Below are 18861 nucleotides of genomic sequence, written 5' to 3'. Positions count from 1 at the left end.
TCAAACAGCCTCCATGGCTTCGCGGTACAGGGTGCGATAGCGCTCTAGCATAAGGGTTTCGGTGTAGAACCGATTGACGCGTTCCAGCCCGACCGCCTGGGCGGCATGCCAGCGCTGCGGGTTATTGAGCAGTTCGACAATCGCACGCGCGGTTGCCTGCGGATCTGCGATGGCCACCACCTCACCGGCGATACCAAGCTCGCGATCCTCACCCGGCGCACCTTCGATCAGTTCACGGCACGAGCCCACGTCGCTGCTCACAACCGGTGTACCTGCGGCCCATGCTTCGAGGATAACCAATGGCTGCGCTTCGCTGATGGACGTCAACACCATCATGCCCAGAGAAGGCAGCAATTCGTGTATTCGGCGGAAGCCGAGGAACTTGACCTTACCCTCCAACCCCAGGCTCAGGACCAAGTTGTGGCATTCCTGCGCGTATTCCGGGTCCTCCTCTTCAGGCCCGACGACCCACGCCTCGGCCTCTGGAATGGCACTGATCACGCCCCGCATGGCACGGATAAAGGTTTTAACGTCCTTGATCGGCACGACCCGACCAATCAGCCCAACCACTTTGGGAATGCCTTCAGGCCGCTGTTGCATGGCGTCTTTCCAGGCTTCCATCGAGATGCCATTCGGAATGACCCGCGTGCGCGCGGGGTCAGCGCCATCATTAATCTGCTGAGTGCGATTACCGCCATACAACGCGATGATGGGGTCGGCTGACCGATAGGCCAGCAAACCAATTCGCTCGAAAAAACGGATCCACAACCGACGGATATAGTTGACCTCAGCATCCAGGCCGGTGCGCAGCATTTCATCCGGGCTTTCGGAAATCCAATTCGCCTGAGCCAGGTCGATTTTACGTTCCTTGGTGTAAATGCCGTGCTCACTGATCACGTAGGAACACTTCCAGCGGTGCTGCAGGATGCTGCCCAGCAGACCCGCATAGCCCGTTGAGATCGAGTGCAACATGCGCGCACGCGGCAGCTTGCGCGCAGCCTCAGCCAGCATCACCAGCGGCGCCTGCATGGTTCGCAGTGTCCAGAAGTAATTCACAAACGAAGGGTCGCTGCAGTGGCGCACATAGCCTTCGGTGATGGCCTCCCAATTAGCGCGGCTGTGCAGCACATCGTCCAGGCTCATCGCGCCATTGGCGAGGTTTTCCAACATGGCCTGACCTTGCTCCAGGCTGGGCTCATCTGGATGATGGAGAAAGACGTGCATGTCACGCATCAGCTGACGCGGTCCCTCACGCTTGGCGGCAACGACCGCATCACCGGGCTTCCAGGCATTTTCGAGGAAATGTTCCTCGATATGCACGACATTCGCCGGAATAGCGTATTGGCGTTTGCCATACGCACCGCTTTGACCGCCAATAAAAAATACCGAAAAGGTCAGCTCAGGCAGGCCGAGAATCAGTTGGTTGACCCAGCTAGATACCCCGCCACGGACATACGGCCAAGTCCCTTCCAGCAATAGACAGATATCTGCAATAGGTGCCTCAACTGCAGGAGTTTTCATAACCAGTATCTCGCCAGGGCCGCAAAGGGCGGCCGCGTCAGCATGTCCTCGGGGAGCTGTCGTAGCAGCTGCGCAATCGCGGTGTAATCGCCGCGGGAGAACGCAATTTCAGCCATAAACGGCAGCAGCTTTTCTAAATCAATGCCTGCTGCTTGAGCGTCCAGCAAATGCTGCTCCGCCCTTTCAAGATCGCCCATTTCCATGGAGATCCGTGCAGCCAAAAGATGACTGTCGTCGCCCGCACCCTGCGCCAAGGCACTGTTGACATGCTCACGCGCCTGCTTGAGTACATGCTCCAACACGCTGCCCTGAGCCAGCCCCAGGTAGGCCAACTCCCAATACCAGCGCGCCAGCGTGGCATGCACAGCGGCTTTGTGAGTACCGGTCGCATCGGCCAGTTGCTGCAGTGACACTTGGATACGGTGATTGATCTCGCTTTCTTGCCGATCAAGCATCGAGTAGGCCAGTAATCGCACATCATCCGCAGGGTCGCGCAGCGCCAGCTTGAGAATGGGGATCGAGTCCTTGCTGGGCATCCGTCGGGTGGCAAACAAGGCACTCACGCGCTTTTGCGCACTGGGTGCATGGCGCAATACGTCCTGTAAACCACCGTCCTGGAACATCAAGTCACGGCTGCGTTCTTGCGGACGAAACGGCAGATCAGGGACGCCAATCGCATCCCAGGCCTGTTCTTTTTGCGTGCGCGGCATGTACAGCGCCGGAAAGACCGCGATGGCCACCCCAATAGCGCCAAGTACCGGGACAAAGAAAGACAGGCTGAAGATAAACAGCGGGCTCCACGGCAATGGAAATTTGTAGCGATTTGGCAGTAACAACCAGACACCGGCCGCCAGCAGCGCGCTGCTGATGCCATGGGCAGAAACGAACAGCAGCGCGGCTGCGCCGATAGACATCTCTTGGAACAACGCCCCCCAACTGCCTAACTCAAATACAAAGGCGCCGCTAAACAGCCACTTGCTTATCATCGAACCCACACTCATTGAATAGGAAGTGACGCAATGCTTCGCGCTCACGCCCGACGCCGATGTCATAGTGGTGGGTGCGTACACCGAGACTTTCCAGCGTCTGCCCCAGTCCAAAACGCTCAGTGAGCATGCTGTGCAGACGCTGCAGGTAACCCTTGGAGCCTTCAGCCGATGTCAGTGGCAGCAACACCAACACGCAGGGATTCGACTGATCAACAGACTTGAGCTGCAGGTCCAGTCCGCGCTGACTGCTTTCGAGCAGGTTCAACAATTCCTCACGGTGCGCTGACGGGCCCACGGTGAAACCCAACAAATAGGCATCAAGGCCATGCTGCTGGGCATCATGTAAACAACGTTTGAGGTTCTGACTGAACACCTGGGCATCACTGTCCTCGAGCTGAAGCGCCTGCGGATCACTCAACAACAAGTCGGCAATGTGTCCGGCTAGAATCGCCAAAAGGCTCAAGGTTCTGTCGTTAAAGGAGAAAAACGGCATCTGCTCAACAGCCAGCAGCGCCAGGATCCGACCTTCGGTGTCGACCAAGGGAATGCACGCTTGGTACTGGGAATGCTCGCGACTCTCACCACGCTCTAACAGGTCTTCCCGCACACTTAGCAACTCACCGCGTTCCAGGCAAAGCTTGACGAGCAAATCATCTGCCCGCATGGGTTTGCCCGCACCCAAGCTGTTCAGTGGTTGCAATTCAAGCTGACCACTGGGAGCTACACGGTACAACCCCGCGACATGGAACGAGCCATATTGTGCCAACAAGTTCATGATCGACTCAGCGAGCGCGGCCAACGCATCGTCACCACGGGGTAACGCACGCAATTGGCTGCGCAAGCCTAACAACGAGCTGCGCAAGCTGCGGTCATTACCAGCCACACGCTGCTCAAGGCGGTCGTGAGAGATCCGTAGCATGTAGTGCGTGCGCGTAAACGCATCCAAGCGCAGCTGCCGATAGTCGTTGGCCATGTCCAGGCGTTCCAGGCGACGCTCCCAGATGTCGCGAAACTCCCCCACCAGCATGCCGGTAATCAGCACGCCAACGATGAACGACTCCGGTATGTCCTGATACACCACATAACCGCTCGCGCGGTAGGCAAACAAAACCAACACCAGCAGCACCGCACTGATCAGGCCATGCATAAAGCCATAGCGCATACCCAGCAACAGGGGCGCCAACACCAACCACGGGAAAGTGTTGTGTACCAACATTGGATCATGAGGTGACAGCCAACACCCCAGGCCCAGTCCCAGCCCAGTCAGTATCAGTGTTTCCAGCCACGAAACGTGCGAACTGGCACGTGGGGCTAGCGTGAAATCCTTGTGCGCCGAGTCCATAACAATTACTCGAGCGACAAATCGCCAATAATCTCACGCAACACTTTTTGCGCAGTCCCTGCCAAGCTTTCGCGTGACCAGCCGGCGCGAGCGCCACTGCTGCTCCACACTACACGGCCACTGTTCGGCTCGATGATCTGCAGGCTGATACCCACGGCTGGCTCACCGTCGAGGCCGCTTTTGTATTGCCATTCATCAACACTGCCGCTGACAACGTAATCAAGGTTTTCCTGACGCGCCCACGCCAATGCCTGATTAAAGCGCTCACGATCATCCAGCAGGGGCATTTCGTCTTGCGTAACGACGGGGTACAGCCGTGGGCGCAATCCCTCCTCGGCCATCACACTGAGCAAAATGTGCTCGCTGCGCTCACCCGCTTGCGGTGCTTGGGAATAATTGATCAGCGGCAGCAGCCCCCACTGTGCGTCACGCGGTAGCGATTCACTCGCTTCGCGGGTGAAGCTTGAACAGCCCGTGACCAAAAGTGCAACGGCCATCAGGGCCAGGCAGCGAATGGATAACATCGTGTATTTCTCCTGTTAAATCTCTGATCAACGCCCAAAACGGGCGCTATAGGTCAAACCAAAAGTCCCACCCGCCTCGCCACCACCACTGCGCGGTGCCGATTGGTAACCGAAGGTCACGGCCAGCTCGTCATCACCCAACACTTCCACACCCAAGCCGGTATTGATTGCGTAATTGAACTCTTGCTCGGTCCACTGCCAACCTGCGAGTACGTCGACCAGCCAGGTGTACTGAGCGCGCCCACGGTTCAGTGCACCGGGAAAACCACGCCGCCAAGTGCTGCCGACATACAACTGGCCGAAACGCTCCTGCAGCAGGTCACTCGCCACGGCATCTTCAATATTCAATGGCCCGCCATTGGGCACACTGATGGTGTCACCTTCCTCGTCAATCTCCTGCCGTGTGCTCAGAAGATCGGGATCAATACCACTTTCTAAACGGTTGTTCTGGTAGTTCACACCGCTGCGCAGTAACCAGGCGGGCCCCTCAAAAAACACTGCATGCGTGAGTTCGAGGTTGAACTCTTCACCGTTGCCAATCGCATCGCCCTGACGCGTCGCAAACCGCTGATGCCCCAGCGACCAGTTGAGTTGATCACGCGCTGAGAAGCTGTGCCGTCCACTGACATTCAGGCCATCACGCATGCCCAATGCCCGCATCAGTCCACCCTGATCAGTTTCCCGATGCCAGTCCAGTCCTAGCTGCAGTTCATCACGCGAGGACACCTGCCACGAACGCAAAACGCCTAACCCCAGGCGATCCTCATCAGTGCGTAAACTGCCGTCAAAAGTCAGGGCAAAAGCGCCATCGCTCAGTTCACGCTGCAACATCAACTTGGCATTTCTCTCGCGACCCAGCACATCACTGTCGAGCGTCTCACCGTCATATTGCGCCTGGCTGAGCCTCACGTCGGCATACCAGTCGTTACCTAGGTGCCGGGCTAGTTGCAGCGACGGGCCGTACAGGTCAATACCGCCAAAGTCACGCTGCATCCAGCCAAGCTGCATGCCCTGCGGCATGCGTTCGTGCAGTTCCACAGTCTGACGCAGCAACTGCTGGCGCACACCGGAGACCTGTTCGTCCGACAGACTGGCCAAGCCTTCACCTAGTGCCGCACCACTGCGACCCAAGCGAGTTAGCGCCTCGACACGCTGAGAGGGGTCAAGACCACCTTCCGCAAGCAGATGCTCAAGCTGTTGGCGGTTCTGCGCACGTAGCGCTTCTTGTAGCTGCTCATAGCGACTGATGCTCAGCCCTTGACTGCGCGCCCAGGCCAGCCATTGATCTTTCAACGCTGCCTGATTGCTGGCATCAAGTTGAGTGAGAAACTGAGTGAACCAGACTTGCAACATTGGCAACGAGCCGTCCTGCCACATCAGCGCCTGGCGCTCGGCACTGCGCATAGACTGCGTACCGCCTAACAGGCGCAAGTACATGCTGTAACGTTCAGGATTGCCTGCCAATTGCCCAGGCTTGATGCGCGACAGTAGAAACGTGCGTAGGCGCAAGGCCTTGTCCGCATAGCCCGCACCCTCTAGGGCATCGGCATAGGCGGACTGAACCAACCAGTCACTAGGGCGCAACTTTAGGTACATTCTGAACCAGCCCAGTGCCGGCCCAGTGCGGTTTAACAGCATATTGGCACTGGCGAATGGCAGCCACAGTTCACCGTCATTGGCAGCTAAAGCCCGCCATTGTTGCAGCAAAACCGGCAGTTCATCTCGGCGACCCTGATCAATAAACAGCCAAAGCAAGCGCTGACGAAATACGTTCTGATCCGGGTATAGGCTCAACCCCAGGCGATAAATACGTTCGGCCTCATCCATTCGCCCGCTCCGGCTGGCGAGCACGCCACGCGCGCTCAACACCGAGGCTTGCCGAGCACCACTAGGCGAGCGGCTGGCTTGGTCGACCAGCGCCTGCAGTTGCTGCCACTCCCCCAATTGTTCCGCCAGGCTTAGCGCACTGCTCAACCGTCTTGGATCCGCATTACGCTGCCAACTCTGAATCAGCAGAGCCAAGGCCTTTTCGGGGGCTTGCTGGGTATAAATATGGATCAGACGCTCTTCGGCATTACTGCCTAGCGTTCCATCCAGCGCCAAGAGCCGCTCGTATGCAGCACGCACATCATCGTCGCGCTCCAGCTCCCAGGCGAGGTTACCGCGCAGAAACCAGTAATCGCTGCTTTCCACCTGAGTATTATCGATAGCATCCAGCACAGCCCAGGCCGCAGGCGCATCAAACCGCGCCCAATCCACTTCCGCCCACCGTACCCGCTGTTCGATGGTCAAACCGAAGCGTTTATCTATCTCGGCCCACAAGTGGGACTCCTGCTCATATTGCAAGGTATGTTCAAGAATCTGCTGCAGACGCACCCAGGCGATCTTCTGCTCCGGGTACTGCCGCACATAGCTGCGCAACCAGGCTTCCCCCTGCTCAGGTGTACCCCGCGATTGATGGCTGTAAACCAATGCATCCAGCTCTTCATCGGTTAGCCGGCGCTGTTGCGCCAACTGTGCCAACAAGGGAATTGCTTGATCAAAGTCAAACAGCTGGGCAGCCAGGCGCCAGGCATGCTCGCGCATGGCGGCATCCTCTGCGAGCTGCAAGGCCATCACCCAATAACGCAGTGCGTCCTGGGGCCGTGCGGTCCACTCCGCCAGCTTGGCCATTTGCGACAACAGTTCAAGGTCATCAGGTCTATCGTGGAGCAACACCTGCCCGGTCGCCCACGCACGCTCAAGGTCACCGGCGGCTAGGTGCAGCCGCATTTCCACGGCTAACGCCTCAGGATCTTCAGGACGCTGGGAACGCCAGCGCTCCACGAACAATTCGGCCAAATCATAACGATGACTGCCGACGGAGGCCCTCACCGCTGCCTCCAACAGAACAGTGTCTGTTCCGTCCAACTCAAGCATGTGCTGACTGAGCAACTCCACCGCACGCTCGCCGCGCTCTGCGGACAACAAGCTATAGAAAGCCTGCTCAAGAAAGGCCATACGCGCATCTGGGGTGGCTGCGGACGCCATCAACTCCAAGTACAAATCAGCGGCTAGCTGAGCGTTACCACTGGCGAGATACCATTTCGCGGCCTCGCCGAGCCATTCCACATGACGCGCGGGGTCACGTGCTGCCAATTCAGCATAAACTGGCGCCGCCAGCGCCGGCGCACCCAACGCTAAGGCATATTTCGCCATACGCAATCGTTGAGCATCGGACAACACCGAACGATCGAGCGCAGCAAAGCTTTCAATCAGCTGTTTCTTGAGGGAAGGTTCAATACCTTGCGGATCGGCCAATGCCTGCAAAGCATCAAGCTCAGCACGGTAAAAAGGGAGACTGTCTACTCCCGCGGGGGTGAGTTTGAGCAAATGGCTGCGTGCCCGTGGGTAATCACCCAAGGCAATCAATTGCTCAATCAGGCTGAGGCGCAGCGCCTGGTCTTGAGGGTGCGCCTCAAGCAGCAGCTCCGAATAGTTGATCGATACGGCATCTGGCTGCTTGCCGTCTGGCAGAAATGCATCCTCGCCTTTATAGACCAACACCAGCAGGCCACCGACGAGTAGAGCAACCAGCAACAGGGTCCATGGGCTCAGCAAACGCCTGGTTTTAACGGCAGGTGAGTTGGGCATCAAGCACCTGCTTCAGTGGCACATCAAAATGCCATAACCCCTGCCGCTGAAGTCCAGCGTATGTTTTCCCCGCCACGACCAGGCTGCAACTGCCAGTTGCACGAACACTGAAGTTCAACGGCAGGTTGCCCGCGAACGACAGGCGCACGCGTTGATCATCCAAATAATCCCACGCCAACAATGGCAGGCTGGCTTGTTCAAGCGATGGACGCGGATCGCGCTGATCACGCAAGACCAGCACAGCGTGGTCACGGCTTAAATGAACATAGCGGCCTTGGGGCAGATCACGCACACCAGCAATACCCTCAGAACGACGCAGATCAGGCCAACCCATTGCTGGGTCAAGTCGCACAGTACGCAACCCGTCCATCGCGCGGATTTGCCAACTCCCATCACTGCGCTTGGCCAAGCTGGCTTGATAGAGACCATGCATGCGTGGAATGTAATCGCTCATCCACAGCGAGATGGGCTGCTGATCCTGCATATCACGGTAAATATCGTGCATCACCTTGATGGAGGCTTGTTTAGTGCCTGAGTAGAAGTGGTAGTACAGGTGAAGCCCGCGCAGTCTGCGTGGTTTATCGGTCAGCGCGAAGGTTTCCATCACCCCGCGGAAACCGTAATACGGACCGGTCCACAAGTTGGTGTAGACGTTCTCGTTAATCACCGGTGCGTAGTAGTGAAGCCCCCCCGCAGTCGGTCGAATCAGCGGGTAGAGGCCTGTGAGCGATGGGTAGGCATTGGTCAATGCCGTATTGCCGCCATTGACGTTGGCCAGGCCGCTGTCGTAAGCCAGCTTGATGGTGGCAGCATCCGGCATGGCATCACCCGACCAGAACACCATTTTCACTGGTTTTTTAGCCGTGGTGAGGCGCTGATTGATGTAGTCCCGTGACCCGACAATTTCACGCGTGAAATCCAGCTTGTCATACCCCGGAATCGCCATCATGTAGCCATATTCCGGGTTGAAGCCCTCACGCTTTGCAGCCAACTCAGGTTGCCAGAAAAAAGGATGGCTGAAGGTGTGTGTGGCCACTTCTACTTTATCGTCAGCCAGGATTTCCCGGGCAACTGGCTCAAGTTCACGAGCAAGGTGAGGGTACTTGCCCCGCGGCCCGACCTCGCCCTCAATCACCGAGACAGAAGTCAAAAAGGGATTGGGCCGGATGAACTCCTTGAGGACGGCAACGCCGGAATAAGGCGTACCGGGTATCTCGGCGCGAGAGACGAATCCATCGCCATCGATGTGCACAGTGGCGATGCGGCGACCATTCTCAGTGGTGGCATCGGGCCTGGGCATGACCTGCAATTGCAATGCACGCTGCAAGAAGGCAAAGGGGTCGAGAATCCAACGGCGCTGCCCCTGCGCCTCTTCGAACACATAAGGTGACAGTGCAATTCCGCCCCACGCCCCGATCGCCACTGGCGTGTAAACACCTGGCTCACGGCCCTTCAGCGCCAGCACTGGCTGAGTATCCCCATCAAGCACAGTCAACGCAGGCAAATCGCGGCTGCGCGCAACCAGCGGCGCCTCGAAGCTACCCAACAATTTAGCATCGTGCTCGACCACTTCCGCCGTTCCGCTCAAGGGCGCAGACATGAAGCGCAGCCCCAGGCGTTTGAGTACGCCATCGTTCTCAGTCGGCAACCCCGCAAAAATCGCCAGGGGGATATGCTCGTCCATGCGTGCAATGAGCCACTGATTAAAGGCCTGGGCATTGGCGGGCGAACCACTGGTCATCCAGGTAATAACGCCTGCATACAACCCACTCATCGGCCCGACAGGCAATGCATCTGAGGGCAGGTAATCCACCCTATAACCCAGGTACTCGAGTAATCCACCCAACGAGATATGGCCTGGGTTGTCCTCCATAGGCCCTTCACGGGGATCATAGATCAACGCAATTCGACGCGGCTGCACCTCGATCGAGCTGACCCCCAGGTAATTCAGGTCAGGCAGGGTGACATAAGGAATAAAGCCCTCAGACTGCAGCTTCCGCGCCAGCTCGCGAGCCTCATCGCGCCGCTCTGGCGGCAAATAATCAATCGCAACGAGCGGAATACCCTGAGCGCGCAATGGCTGCAGGTGTAACTCAAGCCAATCACGATCGTCCTGAGGCACGACGCGGTATGAGCGTCTTGAAGCATCCCAGCCGGCATGAATTGACTCAACCGCCACGGCAGCAGCAACACCCGGCAACTCGGGCAACACCTCAAAGCCGCGATTGAAGAACAGCTTCAAGCTGGGTTCGCGACGGTGCAACTCAGCAAGAAAATCTCGCAGGGCAAGGCGCTGAGCCTCTCGTTCATCTTCAGGCAGCAACTGAAAGCTATCGAGGGTGTCGAGGAACAGACCTGAATACCCTGCGGCACGAAGCTCAGCTGCGCGCTTTAGCAAATGCGCCCGCCACACCGGGGATGTCAACCGCATCACCTGGCTATTCCAGGCTTGGTTGCGCACATTCTTTTCAGTCGACGCCTGTGCACCCTCACCGACCACGGCCAAGTCGCCGTGAAACTCACCAACGGATAAGTAGGCAAACGGCTGACTGCCCTGAGCCCTCAGCAACTCCACATCTTTTTTCTGGACGTGCTCGGGCTCGAGCACGCTCCAGTCGAACTGAGCAAGCTCGCTAAATGGCGGATTGGCGGCGTACCAGAACGCGACACTTTGCGGCACATCAGAGGACGCATAAGCTGAAGAAAGACAGCCTGAACAGGCCACCCAAGCGCCCAAAACATTAAGCAGCTGGCGACTCCAAAAACGGTTAAATCTAATAGCCATACGAATTAACTAAAACCGACCTTGGTTAACCTTAAAAAAACACTCGAATATAATAGAGCGCAATAAAATGCAAAGCCATTATTCACAACAGATACAAGCAGCGCAAGTTAATACACCAGCGCCATACAAATGACGCCAAACTTATAGCAAAGACAAGCCACCCATAAGATATAAAGTTAATATTATTTTTAATTCACTAAAGCTTAAAACACTCAACTAACTTTAAATTTACACTCAAGCTAGCTGGGCAGCAGCGACCCCGACGACGCATCGCCAGTAAAGACCCTCATTTCTAATAAAACGCGCAAACCACCAGCCCCGCATCAATAAATCAACTCACTACTCGCTGCAACGGCACATACAACTTGGAGTAAAGAGCCTCTACGGCATCACGCGCCTGCGGCGCTATATAGCCACCCTCCAGCGCCAATACCTGATAGATACCTCGACGCAGCATCTCTTGACTCAGATCGCCAGGATTGCCGCGGGTGGTGCAGAGAAAACGCACCCAGGAGGTCATGATGATCCAGCTGTTGAGGGTCAGCGCCTCGATTTGAGCCGCATCCATCAGCAGGATGCCGGCCTCGACAAAGCCCTGATAAATACCCTGCGCGCGCTGTAGGCAGCGCTGCGAGAACAGCTTGTAACGTTCAGCCAGCTCAGGGTCGCAGTCGAGCAGGTGCTCTAGGTCGCGGTGCAGAAAGCGGTAATGCCACATCGCCGCCAACAGCGCTTCGAGGTAAAAGGTCTTGTCCTGCACCGTCAGCGCACGGCCTTCAGGACGGCGCAGAAAGGTATCTACCTGACTTTCATAGAGGGCAAACAACTCGGCGATGATCGCCTGCTTGTTACGGAAGTGGTAGTACAGGTTACCCGGCGAAATCCCCAGGTGCGCCGCGATATGGTTGGTGGTGACACTGCGCTCACCCTGCGCATTAAACAGCGCCAGGCTTTCCTGAATGATGCGTTCGCGGGTTTTCAGTGGGACGGACATAGCGGCTCGATCTCGACTCAAAAGCCCGGCAAAGGTACACGCAGAAACAGCCAAAGTGTTACCCGCACACCAACGGGCATACGGCACCAACTGTTCGATGGGCTGCGTCCGTCGACTGACCCCGGCATCCTATTTGACAGATTAGAGCAATTGCTCTAAAAATCCAGCATACCTTTTCTGCAGCGGCTCAGACCCTCTGACGCACTGCACTGCTGGAATGCCGAGGAGCAATACCATGGTCGCCGACGTCGCTTACCTTGAACAAAGCCTGCACAACAGCCAACAACAGCTCAGTCAGCTGGAGAACAGCTTTGCCCGGCAGCGTGAGGCGTTCAAGGCCAACCCGATGCCTTCGGCCGAGCAGCGCATCCAGTGGCTCAACGTGTTGCGCGACCTGCTCAGCAACGAACGTGATGCGCTGATCCGTGCTATCTCCCAGGATTTCAGCAACCGCAGCGCTGACGAAACCCTGCTCGCCGAGCTGATGCCTAGCCTGCATGGCATTCACTACGCGACTAAACGCATCAAGAAATGGATGAAGCCTTCCCGCCGCAGCGTCGGCATGCAGTTTATGCCGGCTGCCGCCAAGGTCATCTACCAGCCACTGGGCGTGGTTGGTGTGATCGTGCCGTGGAACTACCCGCTGTTCCTCGCCATCGGGCCGCTGGTTGGTGCGCTGTCGGCCGGTAACCGGGTGATGATCAAGATGAGCGAGTCGACACCTGCCACCTCGCAACTGGTGAAAGACCTTTTGGCCAAGGTGTTCCCCGAAGACCTGGTCACCGTGGTGCTGGGCGAAGCGGAAGTCGGCATGGCCTTCTCCAAGCTGCCCTTTGATCACCTGCTGTTCACCGGCGCTACCAGCATCGGCAAGCATGTGATGCGCGCCGCCGCTGACAACCTGACCCCTGTTACGCTGGAACTGGGCGGTAAATCGCCTGCCATCGTCAGTGCTGATGTGCCGCTGAGTGACGCAGCCGAGCGCATCGCCTTCGGCAAAACCATGAACGCTGGCCAGACCTGCGTAGCCCCGGATTATGTGTTGGTACCGAAAGACCGCGTGGAGGGCTTTGTCGAGGCTTACCGCAATGCCGTGCTGGGCTTCTACCCAACACTTGCCGACAACCCCGACTACACCGCGATTATCAACGAGCGCCAGCAGCAACGCCTGAACAGCTACCTGCAGGACGCCGAAGGCAAGGGCGCAACCATTGTTCCGCTTTATCCCGCAGCTCAGGGCCGACGCATGCCCTATGCCGTATTGCTGAATGTAACGGATGACATGAAGGTCATGCAGGACGAGATCTTCGGCCCGCTGCTGCCGATCATCCCCTACGACAAGCTGGACGACGCGTTCAGCTTTATCAACGAGCGCGACCGACCGCTGGCGCTCTACTACTTCGGCTATGACAAGGGCGAGCAACAGCGCGTGCTGCTTGAAACCCACTCGGGCGGCGTATGCATCAACGACACCTTGTTGCACGTGGCGCAGGATGACATGCCCTTCGGCGGCGTCGGCCCATCAGGCATGGGTCACTACCACGGCCATGAAGGCTTTCTCACCTTCAGCAAGGCCAAGGGCGTGTTTATCAAACAGCGCTTCAACGCCGCCAAGATGATCTACCCGCCTTACGGCAAGTCGATCCAGAAGCTGGTGTACAAATTCTTCGTTCGCTAACTCCATCGCGCCCTGGTTACCCAGGGCCATGGCCTGCTCGGTGAAAACAATAATGCCTGACACCACCCTTGAAACGCCCAACCTGAGCCGACGCAGCCTGCTTAAGGTTGGCTTGATGGGCTCAGCCCTGCTTGCGACAGCGGGGCTGACTGCCAGCCTGAGCGGCTGTTCAGCCAGCACGCCAAAAGCCGGTTTTGCGGTGATCCGCGAGTCTGACCTGGCCTTTCTGAACGCCTTGATCCCGGTGATGCTGGCCGGCGCCGTAACCACGGAACAGCTGCCGCAAGCGGTATCAAACACCCTCGCGAACCTTGATTACAGCCTTAACCACCTATCACCGGAACTGCTCAAACTGACCGTGCAGCTGTTCGATGTACTGGCACTGCCGATCACCCGCGGCCCGCTGACCGGGATTTGGGGTAGCTGGGAGAACGCCTCAAGCGCCGATGTACAGGCCTTCCTCGACCGCTGGCAGAACAGCTCAATCAGCCTGCTGAAAATGGGCCACGCGTCGCTGCTGCAACTGGTGATGATGAGCTGGTACAGCCGCCCAGAGTCATGGGCGCATTGCGGCTACCCCGGCCCGCCGACAGTTTGAACTTGCGGCATCTCTAATAAGAATTCGCCTGAGAGCACCCTAAATGCCTGTACCCGACAGTTTCAAAGAAGGCTTGGCCCGTGGTTGGAAAACCTACAACGGCTCACGGCTGGACAACGACCTGACCCTGGAAGCCGACGTGGCCATCGTTGGTAGCGGAGCCGGTGGCGGCACCACAGCGGAGATTCTCAGCGCTGCCGGATTCAAAGTGCTGTTGATTGAAGAAGGCCCGCTGAAGACCAGCGACGACTTCAAGATGCTCGAAGACAAGGCCTACGCCAGCCTCTATCAGGAAGGCATCGGCCGCATGAGCAAGGACGGCGCCATCACCATCATGCAAGGCCGCGCGGTGGGAGGCACCACGCTAATCAACTGGACCTCGAGCTTCCGCACCCCTGCTCCAACGCTGGAGCACTGGGCCACGGAACATGGCGTCAAAGGCCATAGCCCTGAAGAAATGGCGCCATGGTTCGAGCAAATGGAACAGCGTCTCGGTGTAGCGCCCTGGGCTGTACCGCCAAATGCCAATAACGCGGTGATCAGCAGCGGCTGTGAAAAGTTGGGCTATGAGTGGAAAGTCATACCGCGCAACGTACGCGGCTGCTGGAACCTCGGCTACTGCGGTATGGGCTGCCCGACTAATGCCAAGCAATCGATGCTGGTCACCACCATCCCCGCCACCCTGGAAAAGGGCGGCGAGCTGCTTTATCTCGCCCGAGCCGATAAATTGCTGATCGACGGCGATCACGTTACCGGGATCGAATGCCTCGGCATGGACGAGCGCAGCGTCGCGCCCAATGGCCGCAAAATCACGGTCAAAGCCAAGCACTATGTATTGTCGGGCGGCGGCATCAACACCCCCGGCTTGCTTCTGCGCTCGAATGCGCCAGACCCGCATCAGCGCACCGGTAAACGCACTTACCTGCACCTGGTGAACTTCTCTGCAGCCTTGTTCGAGCAGGTGATCAACCCGTTCTACGGCGCACCACAGTCGATCTACTCCGACCATTTCCAGTGGGACGACGGCACCGCTGGGCGCCTTTCCTACAAGCTCGAAGTGCCGCCGCTGCAACCGGCGCTGACAGCGACCCTGCTCGGGCGCTTCGGCATCGACAATGCCATGCGCATGGAACAGCTGCCCAACACCAACGTGATGCTCGCCCTGCTGCGCGACGGCTTCCACCCGGAGAGCGCCGAAGGCCGCGTGGAACTGCGCGGTGACGGCAGCCCGGTGCTCGACTACCAAATGACCGACTACACCTGGGATGGTGTACGCCGCGCCTTCCATACCATGGCCGAAATCCAGTTCGCCGCTGGAGCCAAGGCAGTGCTGCCGCTGCATGCCGATGCCGGTTACGTGAAAACTCAGGCCGAAGCCAAGAGCCTGATCGATAACCTCAGCCTGGAGCTGTACCGTACTCGCCTCGGCAGCGCCCACGTGATGGGCGGTTGCGCCATGGGTGAAGACCCGCAGCTGGCCGTCACCGACAGCCTGGGCCGCCACCACCAGCTGAGCAACCTGTCGATCCATGACGGCTCGCTGTTCCCCACCAGTATCGGCGCCAACCCGCAACTGTCGGTCTATGGGCTGACCGCCAAGCTTGCGAGCAAACTCGCCGAACGCCTCAAGTCCGCCTGATAGCGAGGTATTCACGGGCCCTTGTCGGCCCTTGAATCGCCTGGATCGGTGGCACCTGACTTGGCCACGGGGAAACGCTGCGCTACCATCCGACTCCCCAACGGACCCGCCAGGACGTCACGATGAATCGAGTGTTATACCCAGGCACCTTCGACCCCATCACCAAGGGGCACGGCGACCTGGTCGAGCGTGCCGCACGGCTGTTCGACAGCGTGATCATTGCGGTCGCGGCCAGCCCGAAGAAGAACCCACTGTTCAGCTTGGAGCAACGCGTTGAGCTGGCACGCGAAGTCACCAAGCACCTGCCGAACGTTGAGGTCGTGGGGTTTTCTACTCTTCTGGCACACTTCGCCAAGGAACAGGGCGCGAATGTATTCCTGCGTGGCCTGCGCGCGGTCTCCGACTTCGAATACGAGTTCCAGCTGGCCAACATGAACCGCCAACTGGCCCCCAATGTGGAAAGCCTGTTCCTCACGCCGTCGGAGAAGTACTCATTTATCTCCTCGACCCTGGTGCGCGAAATAGCCGCGCTGGGCGGCGATATCACCAACTTCGTGCACCCAGCCGTGGCTGCCGCGCTGACTGAACGCTTCAAGCGCTGACCACTGAAGCCTCTGTTCACGACTGAAACGCTGTTGTTATCCAACTAGGGTGGCGCACTCCAGATCGTGGGCAAGGCGCGTGCATGCGCGGCCCTGATGCGGCACAATTCCTCTCATAGTCTTCCTGCACACATCTAGGCTGCGCCTGCGGGCTGCAGCAGGAGTTGTTCTGTCATGTCCTTGATCATCACCGACGACTGCATCAACTGCGACGTCTGCGAACCCGAATGCCCGAATGCGGCGATCTCCCAGGGTGAGGAAATCTACGAGATCGACCCCAACCTGTGCACCGAATGCGTCGGCCACTACGACGAACCCCAATGCCAGCAGGTCTGCCCAGTCGATTGCATCCCGCTCGATGAGAACAACGTCGAGAGCAAGGATGAGTTGATGCAGAAGTACCTGATCATTACCGGTAAAGCATGAAGGCCGGCCGCCTGATCCGCGGCCTGCTCCCCTGGCGCCCTCTGCTCGGAACGCTTGCCTTACTGTGTGCCTTTGAGCTGCAGGCCGCTGCTCAGCCTCAACATATCGCCATTGCCAGCGCACACCCCGCCGCCACCGTGGCCGGGCAAGAAACCTTAGCGCTGGGTGGTAATGCTTTTGACGCAGCGGTGGCCATCAGCGCCGCCCTGGCGGTAGTTGAACCTTACGGCTCGGGCCTGGGTGGAGGCGGTTTCTTTCTGCTGCGCGAAGCCGGGGAATCGCCTACCTACCGCTTTCTCGATGCTCGCGAACGCGCCCCGCAAGCCGCCCACGCCGATCTGTACCGGGTCGACGGGGCAATCCGCAAAGACCTTTCGCTGAATGGCGCACTGGCTGCTGCTATCCCCGGTCTGCCGGCCGCACTGGTCGAGCTGGCCAAGCGCTTCGGCCGCCTGCCATTGCGCGACTCACTGGCCCCGGCAATCCGACTGGCCAGCAGCGGCGTCAGCATCGACCGGGTCTACCGTGAGCGCGCGAGCTGGCGCATCGAGGCCATGCGCCAGGACGTGGAAACGGCGCGGATCTTCCTCGACAAAGGCGAAATACCTGACGAATTCGGCCTGCTGCGCCAACCGGAGCTGGCGCGCACCCTCGAACAGCTCGGCAGCCAGGGCCGTCCAGGCTTCTATGCCGGTGAGGTCGCGGAGCAGCTGGTCAAGGCCGTAAGGGATGCGGGTGGCATCTGGACGCTCAAGGACCTGGCCGACTATCGCATCGTTGAACGCCAACCCCTGCGTGTCTCATTAAGTCAGGGCCGCGAACTGATCAGCGCACCTCCGCCTTCTGCCGGAGGAATCGCCCTAGGACAAAGCCTGCTCATGCTGCAGCAGTTGCCCTGGCAAACAACCGACCGCGTGCAACGCACACACCTGATTGTCGAAGTTATGCGCCGCGCCTATCGGGATCGCGGCCTGCTGGGTGACCCGGAATTTGTTCATAACCCGACGCAGCACCTGCTGGCACCTGCTTATCTAAAGCAACTGGTCAACAGCATCAACCCGCAACGCGCTACCCTAAGTGACAACCTACCACCTAGCAACACCTGGCATGAAGGCGACCACACCACCCACTTCTCGGTGCTCGACACCGAAGGCAATGCCGTGGCTGCCACCCTGTCGGTCAACCTGCCTTTTGGCGCAGCCTTCACTGCACCCGAAACCGGCGTATTGTTGAACAACGAGATGGATGACTTTGCCGCCGACGTCCAAGGCAGCAATGCCTACGGCCTGCGCGGTAGCCAGGCCAACAGCATCGCCGCCGGCAAACGGCCGCTGTCGAGCATGAGCCCAAGCTTTATCGAAAGCACCGAGGATTTCGCCAGCTTCGGAACGCCAGGCGGCAGCCGAATTCCCAGCATGGTTTTGTTAGCCATGCTGGAGTACCTGGATCATCAGCCCATTGAACAGTGGCCGTCAGCTGTACGCTTCCACCACCAGTTCCGCCCAGACCTGATCGAACATGAGCCGAACGCCTTCAACACAACAGAAACCACGGCACTAGAAGCGCTAGGGCATCAATTCAAATCCACAGGCAGGCAATACGGCAATCAACAGGTACTGCTGTGGAACAAACAGGGCGGGAAGGTTGAAGTGGCGAGCGATCCACGAGGGATAGGTACTGCGGTGGCCACACCAGTCGTGCCGCAGTAATGCGAACTAACGATGCGCCAACTAGAACTTCTCAGGGCTGTCAAAGTAAACACTGCGACAGCCCGGAAGAATATAAAAAAATCAGTTCTGCTTATAGCCGCTGGTCGTGCAGCCTAGGCAGCGCACAAAAGCTTCTTTGCCTGGTTCCACGACCAATGCATGACCAGCCTCACCAATATTGCCTCCAGCGGCCGTGAACGGCAGGCTCACTACAAATGCCAAAGCACCGATGGCAGTTGCACCAATCAGCAATGGCCGGGCAATCAGCAGATCGCCAATCATCGAATAGGCTTTGGGAGCGTTTGCCGTATAAAGAGGGTCGCCGCTAGAGTTCTGCTGCGCTTCGTCAGCATAAGCTGGCAGCGCCAGCAGGCCAGTGGTCAGCGCCAGAGCAGCAGCGGTTGAGCGGAACAGTTTCATG

14 protein-coding genes are annotated in these 18861 nt (G+C 58.3%); 6 read left to right on the top strand and 8 right to left on the bottom strand.

Going from position 1 to position 18861, the window contains the following annotated elements:
* The 7 genes from pelF to CUR33_RS19915 all read right to left on the bottom strand — a co-directional run bounded on the left by pelF (position 1) and on the right by CUR33_RS19915 (position 11788).
* Complete coding sequence (pelF, locus tag CUR33_RS19945) at positions 1-1521, bottom strand: GT4 family glycosyltransferase PelF (RefSeq protein WP_090250189.1); 1521 nt, start codon at positions 1519-1521, stop codon at positions 1-3.
* On the bottom strand, positions 1518-2507 hold the full coding sequence (locus tag CUR33_RS19940; RefSeq protein WP_289240726.1) for a tetratricopeptide repeat protein: 990 nt from the start codon (positions 2505-2507) through the stop codon (positions 1518-1520). Before CUR33_RS19940 ends, pelF begins: the two co-directional genes overlap by 4 nt.
* On the bottom strand, positions 2485-3852 hold the full coding sequence (locus tag CUR33_RS19935; RefSeq protein WP_289240725.1) for a PelD GGDEF domain-containing protein: 1368 nt from the start codon (positions 3850-3852) through the stop codon (positions 2485-2487). The genes CUR33_RS19940 and CUR33_RS19935 overlap by 23 nt, the downstream gene beginning before the upstream one ends.
* Before the next feature lie 5 nt (positions 3853-3857).
* The gene (locus CUR33_RS19930; RefSeq protein WP_289240724.1) at positions 3858-4376 is read right to left on the bottom strand and encodes a penicillin-binding protein activator LpoB; all 519 of its coding nucleotides are present in this window, start codon (positions 4374-4376) and stop codon (positions 3858-3860) included.
* Positions 4377-4403: 27 nt separating this feature from the next.
* A complete protein-coding gene (locus CUR33_RS19925) occupies positions 4404-8009 on the bottom strand; it encodes a tetratricopeptide repeat protein (RefSeq protein WP_289240723.1) in 3606 nt (1201 codons plus the stop codon).
* Complete coding sequence (locus CUR33_RS19920) at positions 7987-10794, bottom strand: bifunctional glycoside hydrolase 114/ polysaccharide deacetylase family protein (protein WP_289240722.1); 2808 nt, start codon at positions 10792-10794, stop codon at positions 7987-7989. The genes CUR33_RS19925 and CUR33_RS19920 overlap by 23 nt, the downstream gene beginning before the upstream one ends.
* Before the next feature lie 331 nt (positions 10795-11125).
* Positions 11126-11788: a TetR/AcrR family transcriptional regulator gene (locus tag CUR33_RS19915; protein WP_160085822.1), complete on the bottom strand. Its 663-nt coding sequence runs from the start codon at positions 11786-11788 to the stop codon at positions 11126-11128.
* Positions 11789-12023: 235 nt separating this feature from the next.
* Here CUR33_RS19915 and CUR33_RS19910 point away from each other — a divergent pair, with 235 nt between their 5' ends.
* The 6 genes from CUR33_RS19910 (at position 12024) to ggt (ending at position 18440) form a co-directional block, all read left to right on the top strand.
* Complete coding sequence (locus tag CUR33_RS19910; protein WP_289240721.1) at positions 12024-13466, top strand: coniferyl aldehyde dehydrogenase; 1443 nt, start codon at positions 12024-12026, stop codon at positions 13464-13466.
* A 52-nt stretch (positions 13467-13518) separates the two neighbouring features.
* Positions 13519-14064 carry a twin-arginine translocation pathway signal protein gene (locus tag CUR33_RS19905; protein WP_289240720.1) on the top strand — a complete coding sequence of 182 codons (546 nt, stop codon included), beginning with the start codon at positions 13519-13521 and terminating at the stop codon, positions 14062-14064.
* Positions 14065-14107: 43 nt separating this feature from the next.
* Positions 14108-15703 carry a GMC family oxidoreductase gene (locus CUR33_RS19900; protein WP_289240719.1) on the top strand — a complete coding sequence of 532 codons (1596 nt, stop codon included), beginning with the start codon at positions 14108-14110 and terminating at the stop codon, positions 15701-15703.
* Between the two features lie 122 nt (positions 15704-15825).
* Complete coding sequence (gene coaD, locus CUR33_RS19895) at positions 15826-16305, top strand: pantetheine-phosphate adenylyltransferase (protein WP_090250212.1); 480 nt, start codon at positions 15826-15828, stop codon at positions 16303-16305.
* Between the two features lie 174 nt (positions 16306-16479).
* On the top strand, positions 16480-16731 hold the full coding sequence (locus CUR33_RS19890; protein WP_090250215.1) for a YfhL family 4Fe-4S dicluster ferredoxin: 252 nt from the start codon (positions 16480-16482) through the stop codon (positions 16729-16731).
* Positions 16728-18440 (top strand): gamma-glutamyltransferase, encoded by a 1713-nt coding sequence (gene ggt / locus CUR33_RS19885; RefSeq protein WP_289240718.1) that lies wholly within the window; start codon positions 16728-16730, stop codon positions 18438-18440. The genes CUR33_RS19890 and ggt overlap by 4 nt, the downstream gene beginning before the upstream one ends.
* Before the next feature lie 81 nt (positions 18441-18521).
* Here ggt and CUR33_RS19880 read toward each other — a convergent pair whose 3' ends face one another.
* Positions 18522-18860: a multidrug transporter gene (locus tag CUR33_RS19880; protein ID WP_289240717.1), complete on the bottom strand. Its 339-nt coding sequence runs from the start codon at positions 18858-18860 to the stop codon at positions 18522-18524.
* Position 18861: the final 1 nt, after the last annotated feature.

It is taken from the genome of Pseudomonas sp. FEMGT703P, from assembly GCF_002786345.1.
Lineage (GTDB): Bacteria > Pseudomonadota > Gammaproteobacteria > Pseudomonadales > Pseudomonadaceae > Aquipseudomonas > Aquipseudomonas peli.
This window is presented reverse-complemented; position numbering and strand designations above follow the sequence as displayed.

What these genes read in the sequence shown, in the direction of transcription:
- CUR33_RS19930 (WP_289240724.1), bottom strand. Translation starts at nt 4,376, where the DNA reads ATGTTATCCATTCGCTGCCTGGCCCTGATGGCCGTTGCACTTTTGGTC.
- pelF (WP_090250189.1), bottom strand. Translation starts at nt 1,521, where the DNA reads ATGAAAACTCCTGCAGTTGAGGCACCTATTGCAGATATCTGTCTATTG.
- CUR33_RS19915 (WP_160085822.1), bottom strand. Translation starts at nt 11,788, where the DNA reads ATGTCCGTCCCACTGAAAACCCGCGAACGCATCATTCAGGAAAGCCTG.
- ggt (WP_289240718.1), top strand. Translation starts at nt 16,728, where the DNA reads ATGAAGGCCGGCCGCCTGATCCGCGGCCTGCTCCCCTGGCGCCCTCTG.
- CUR33_RS19900 (WP_289240719.1), top strand. Translation starts at nt 14,108, where the DNA reads ATGCCTGTACCCGACAGTTTCAAAGAAGGCTTGGCCCGTGGTTGGAAA.
- CUR33_RS19905 (WP_289240720.1), top strand. Translation starts at nt 13,519, where the DNA reads ATGCCTGACACCACCCTTGAAACGCCCAACCTGAGCCGACGCAGCCTG.
- CUR33_RS19890 (WP_090250215.1), top strand. Translation starts at nt 16,480, where the DNA reads ATGTCCTTGATCATCACCGACGACTGCATCAACTGCGACGTCTGCGAA.
- CUR33_RS19910 (WP_289240721.1), top strand. Translation starts at nt 12,024, where the DNA reads ATGGTCGCCGACGTCGCTTACCTTGAACAAAGCCTGCACAACAGCCAA.
- coaD (WP_090250212.1), top strand. Translation starts at nt 15,826, where the DNA reads ATGAATCGAGTGTTATACCCAGGCACCTTCGACCCCATCACCAAGGGG.
- CUR33_RS19925 (WP_289240723.1), bottom strand. Translation starts at nt 8,009, where the DNA reads ATGCCCAACTCACCTGCCGTTAAAACCAGGCGTTTGCTGAGCCCATGG.
- CUR33_RS19920 (WP_289240722.1), bottom strand. Translation starts at nt 10,794, where the DNA reads ATGGCTATTAGATTTAACCGTTTTTGGAGTCGCCAGCTGCTTAATGTT.
- CUR33_RS19880 (WP_289240717.1), bottom strand. Translation starts at nt 18,860, where the DNA reads ATGAAACTGTTCCGCTCAACCGCTGCTGCTCTGGCGCTGACCACTGGC.
- CUR33_RS19935 (WP_289240725.1), bottom strand. Translation starts at nt 3,852, where the DNA reads ATGGACTCGGCGCACAAGGATTTCACGCTAGCCCCACGTGCCAGTTCG.
- CUR33_RS19940 (WP_289240726.1), bottom strand. Translation starts at nt 2,507, where the DNA reads ATGATAAGCAAGTGGCTGTTTAGCGGCGCCTTTGTATTTGAGTTAGGC.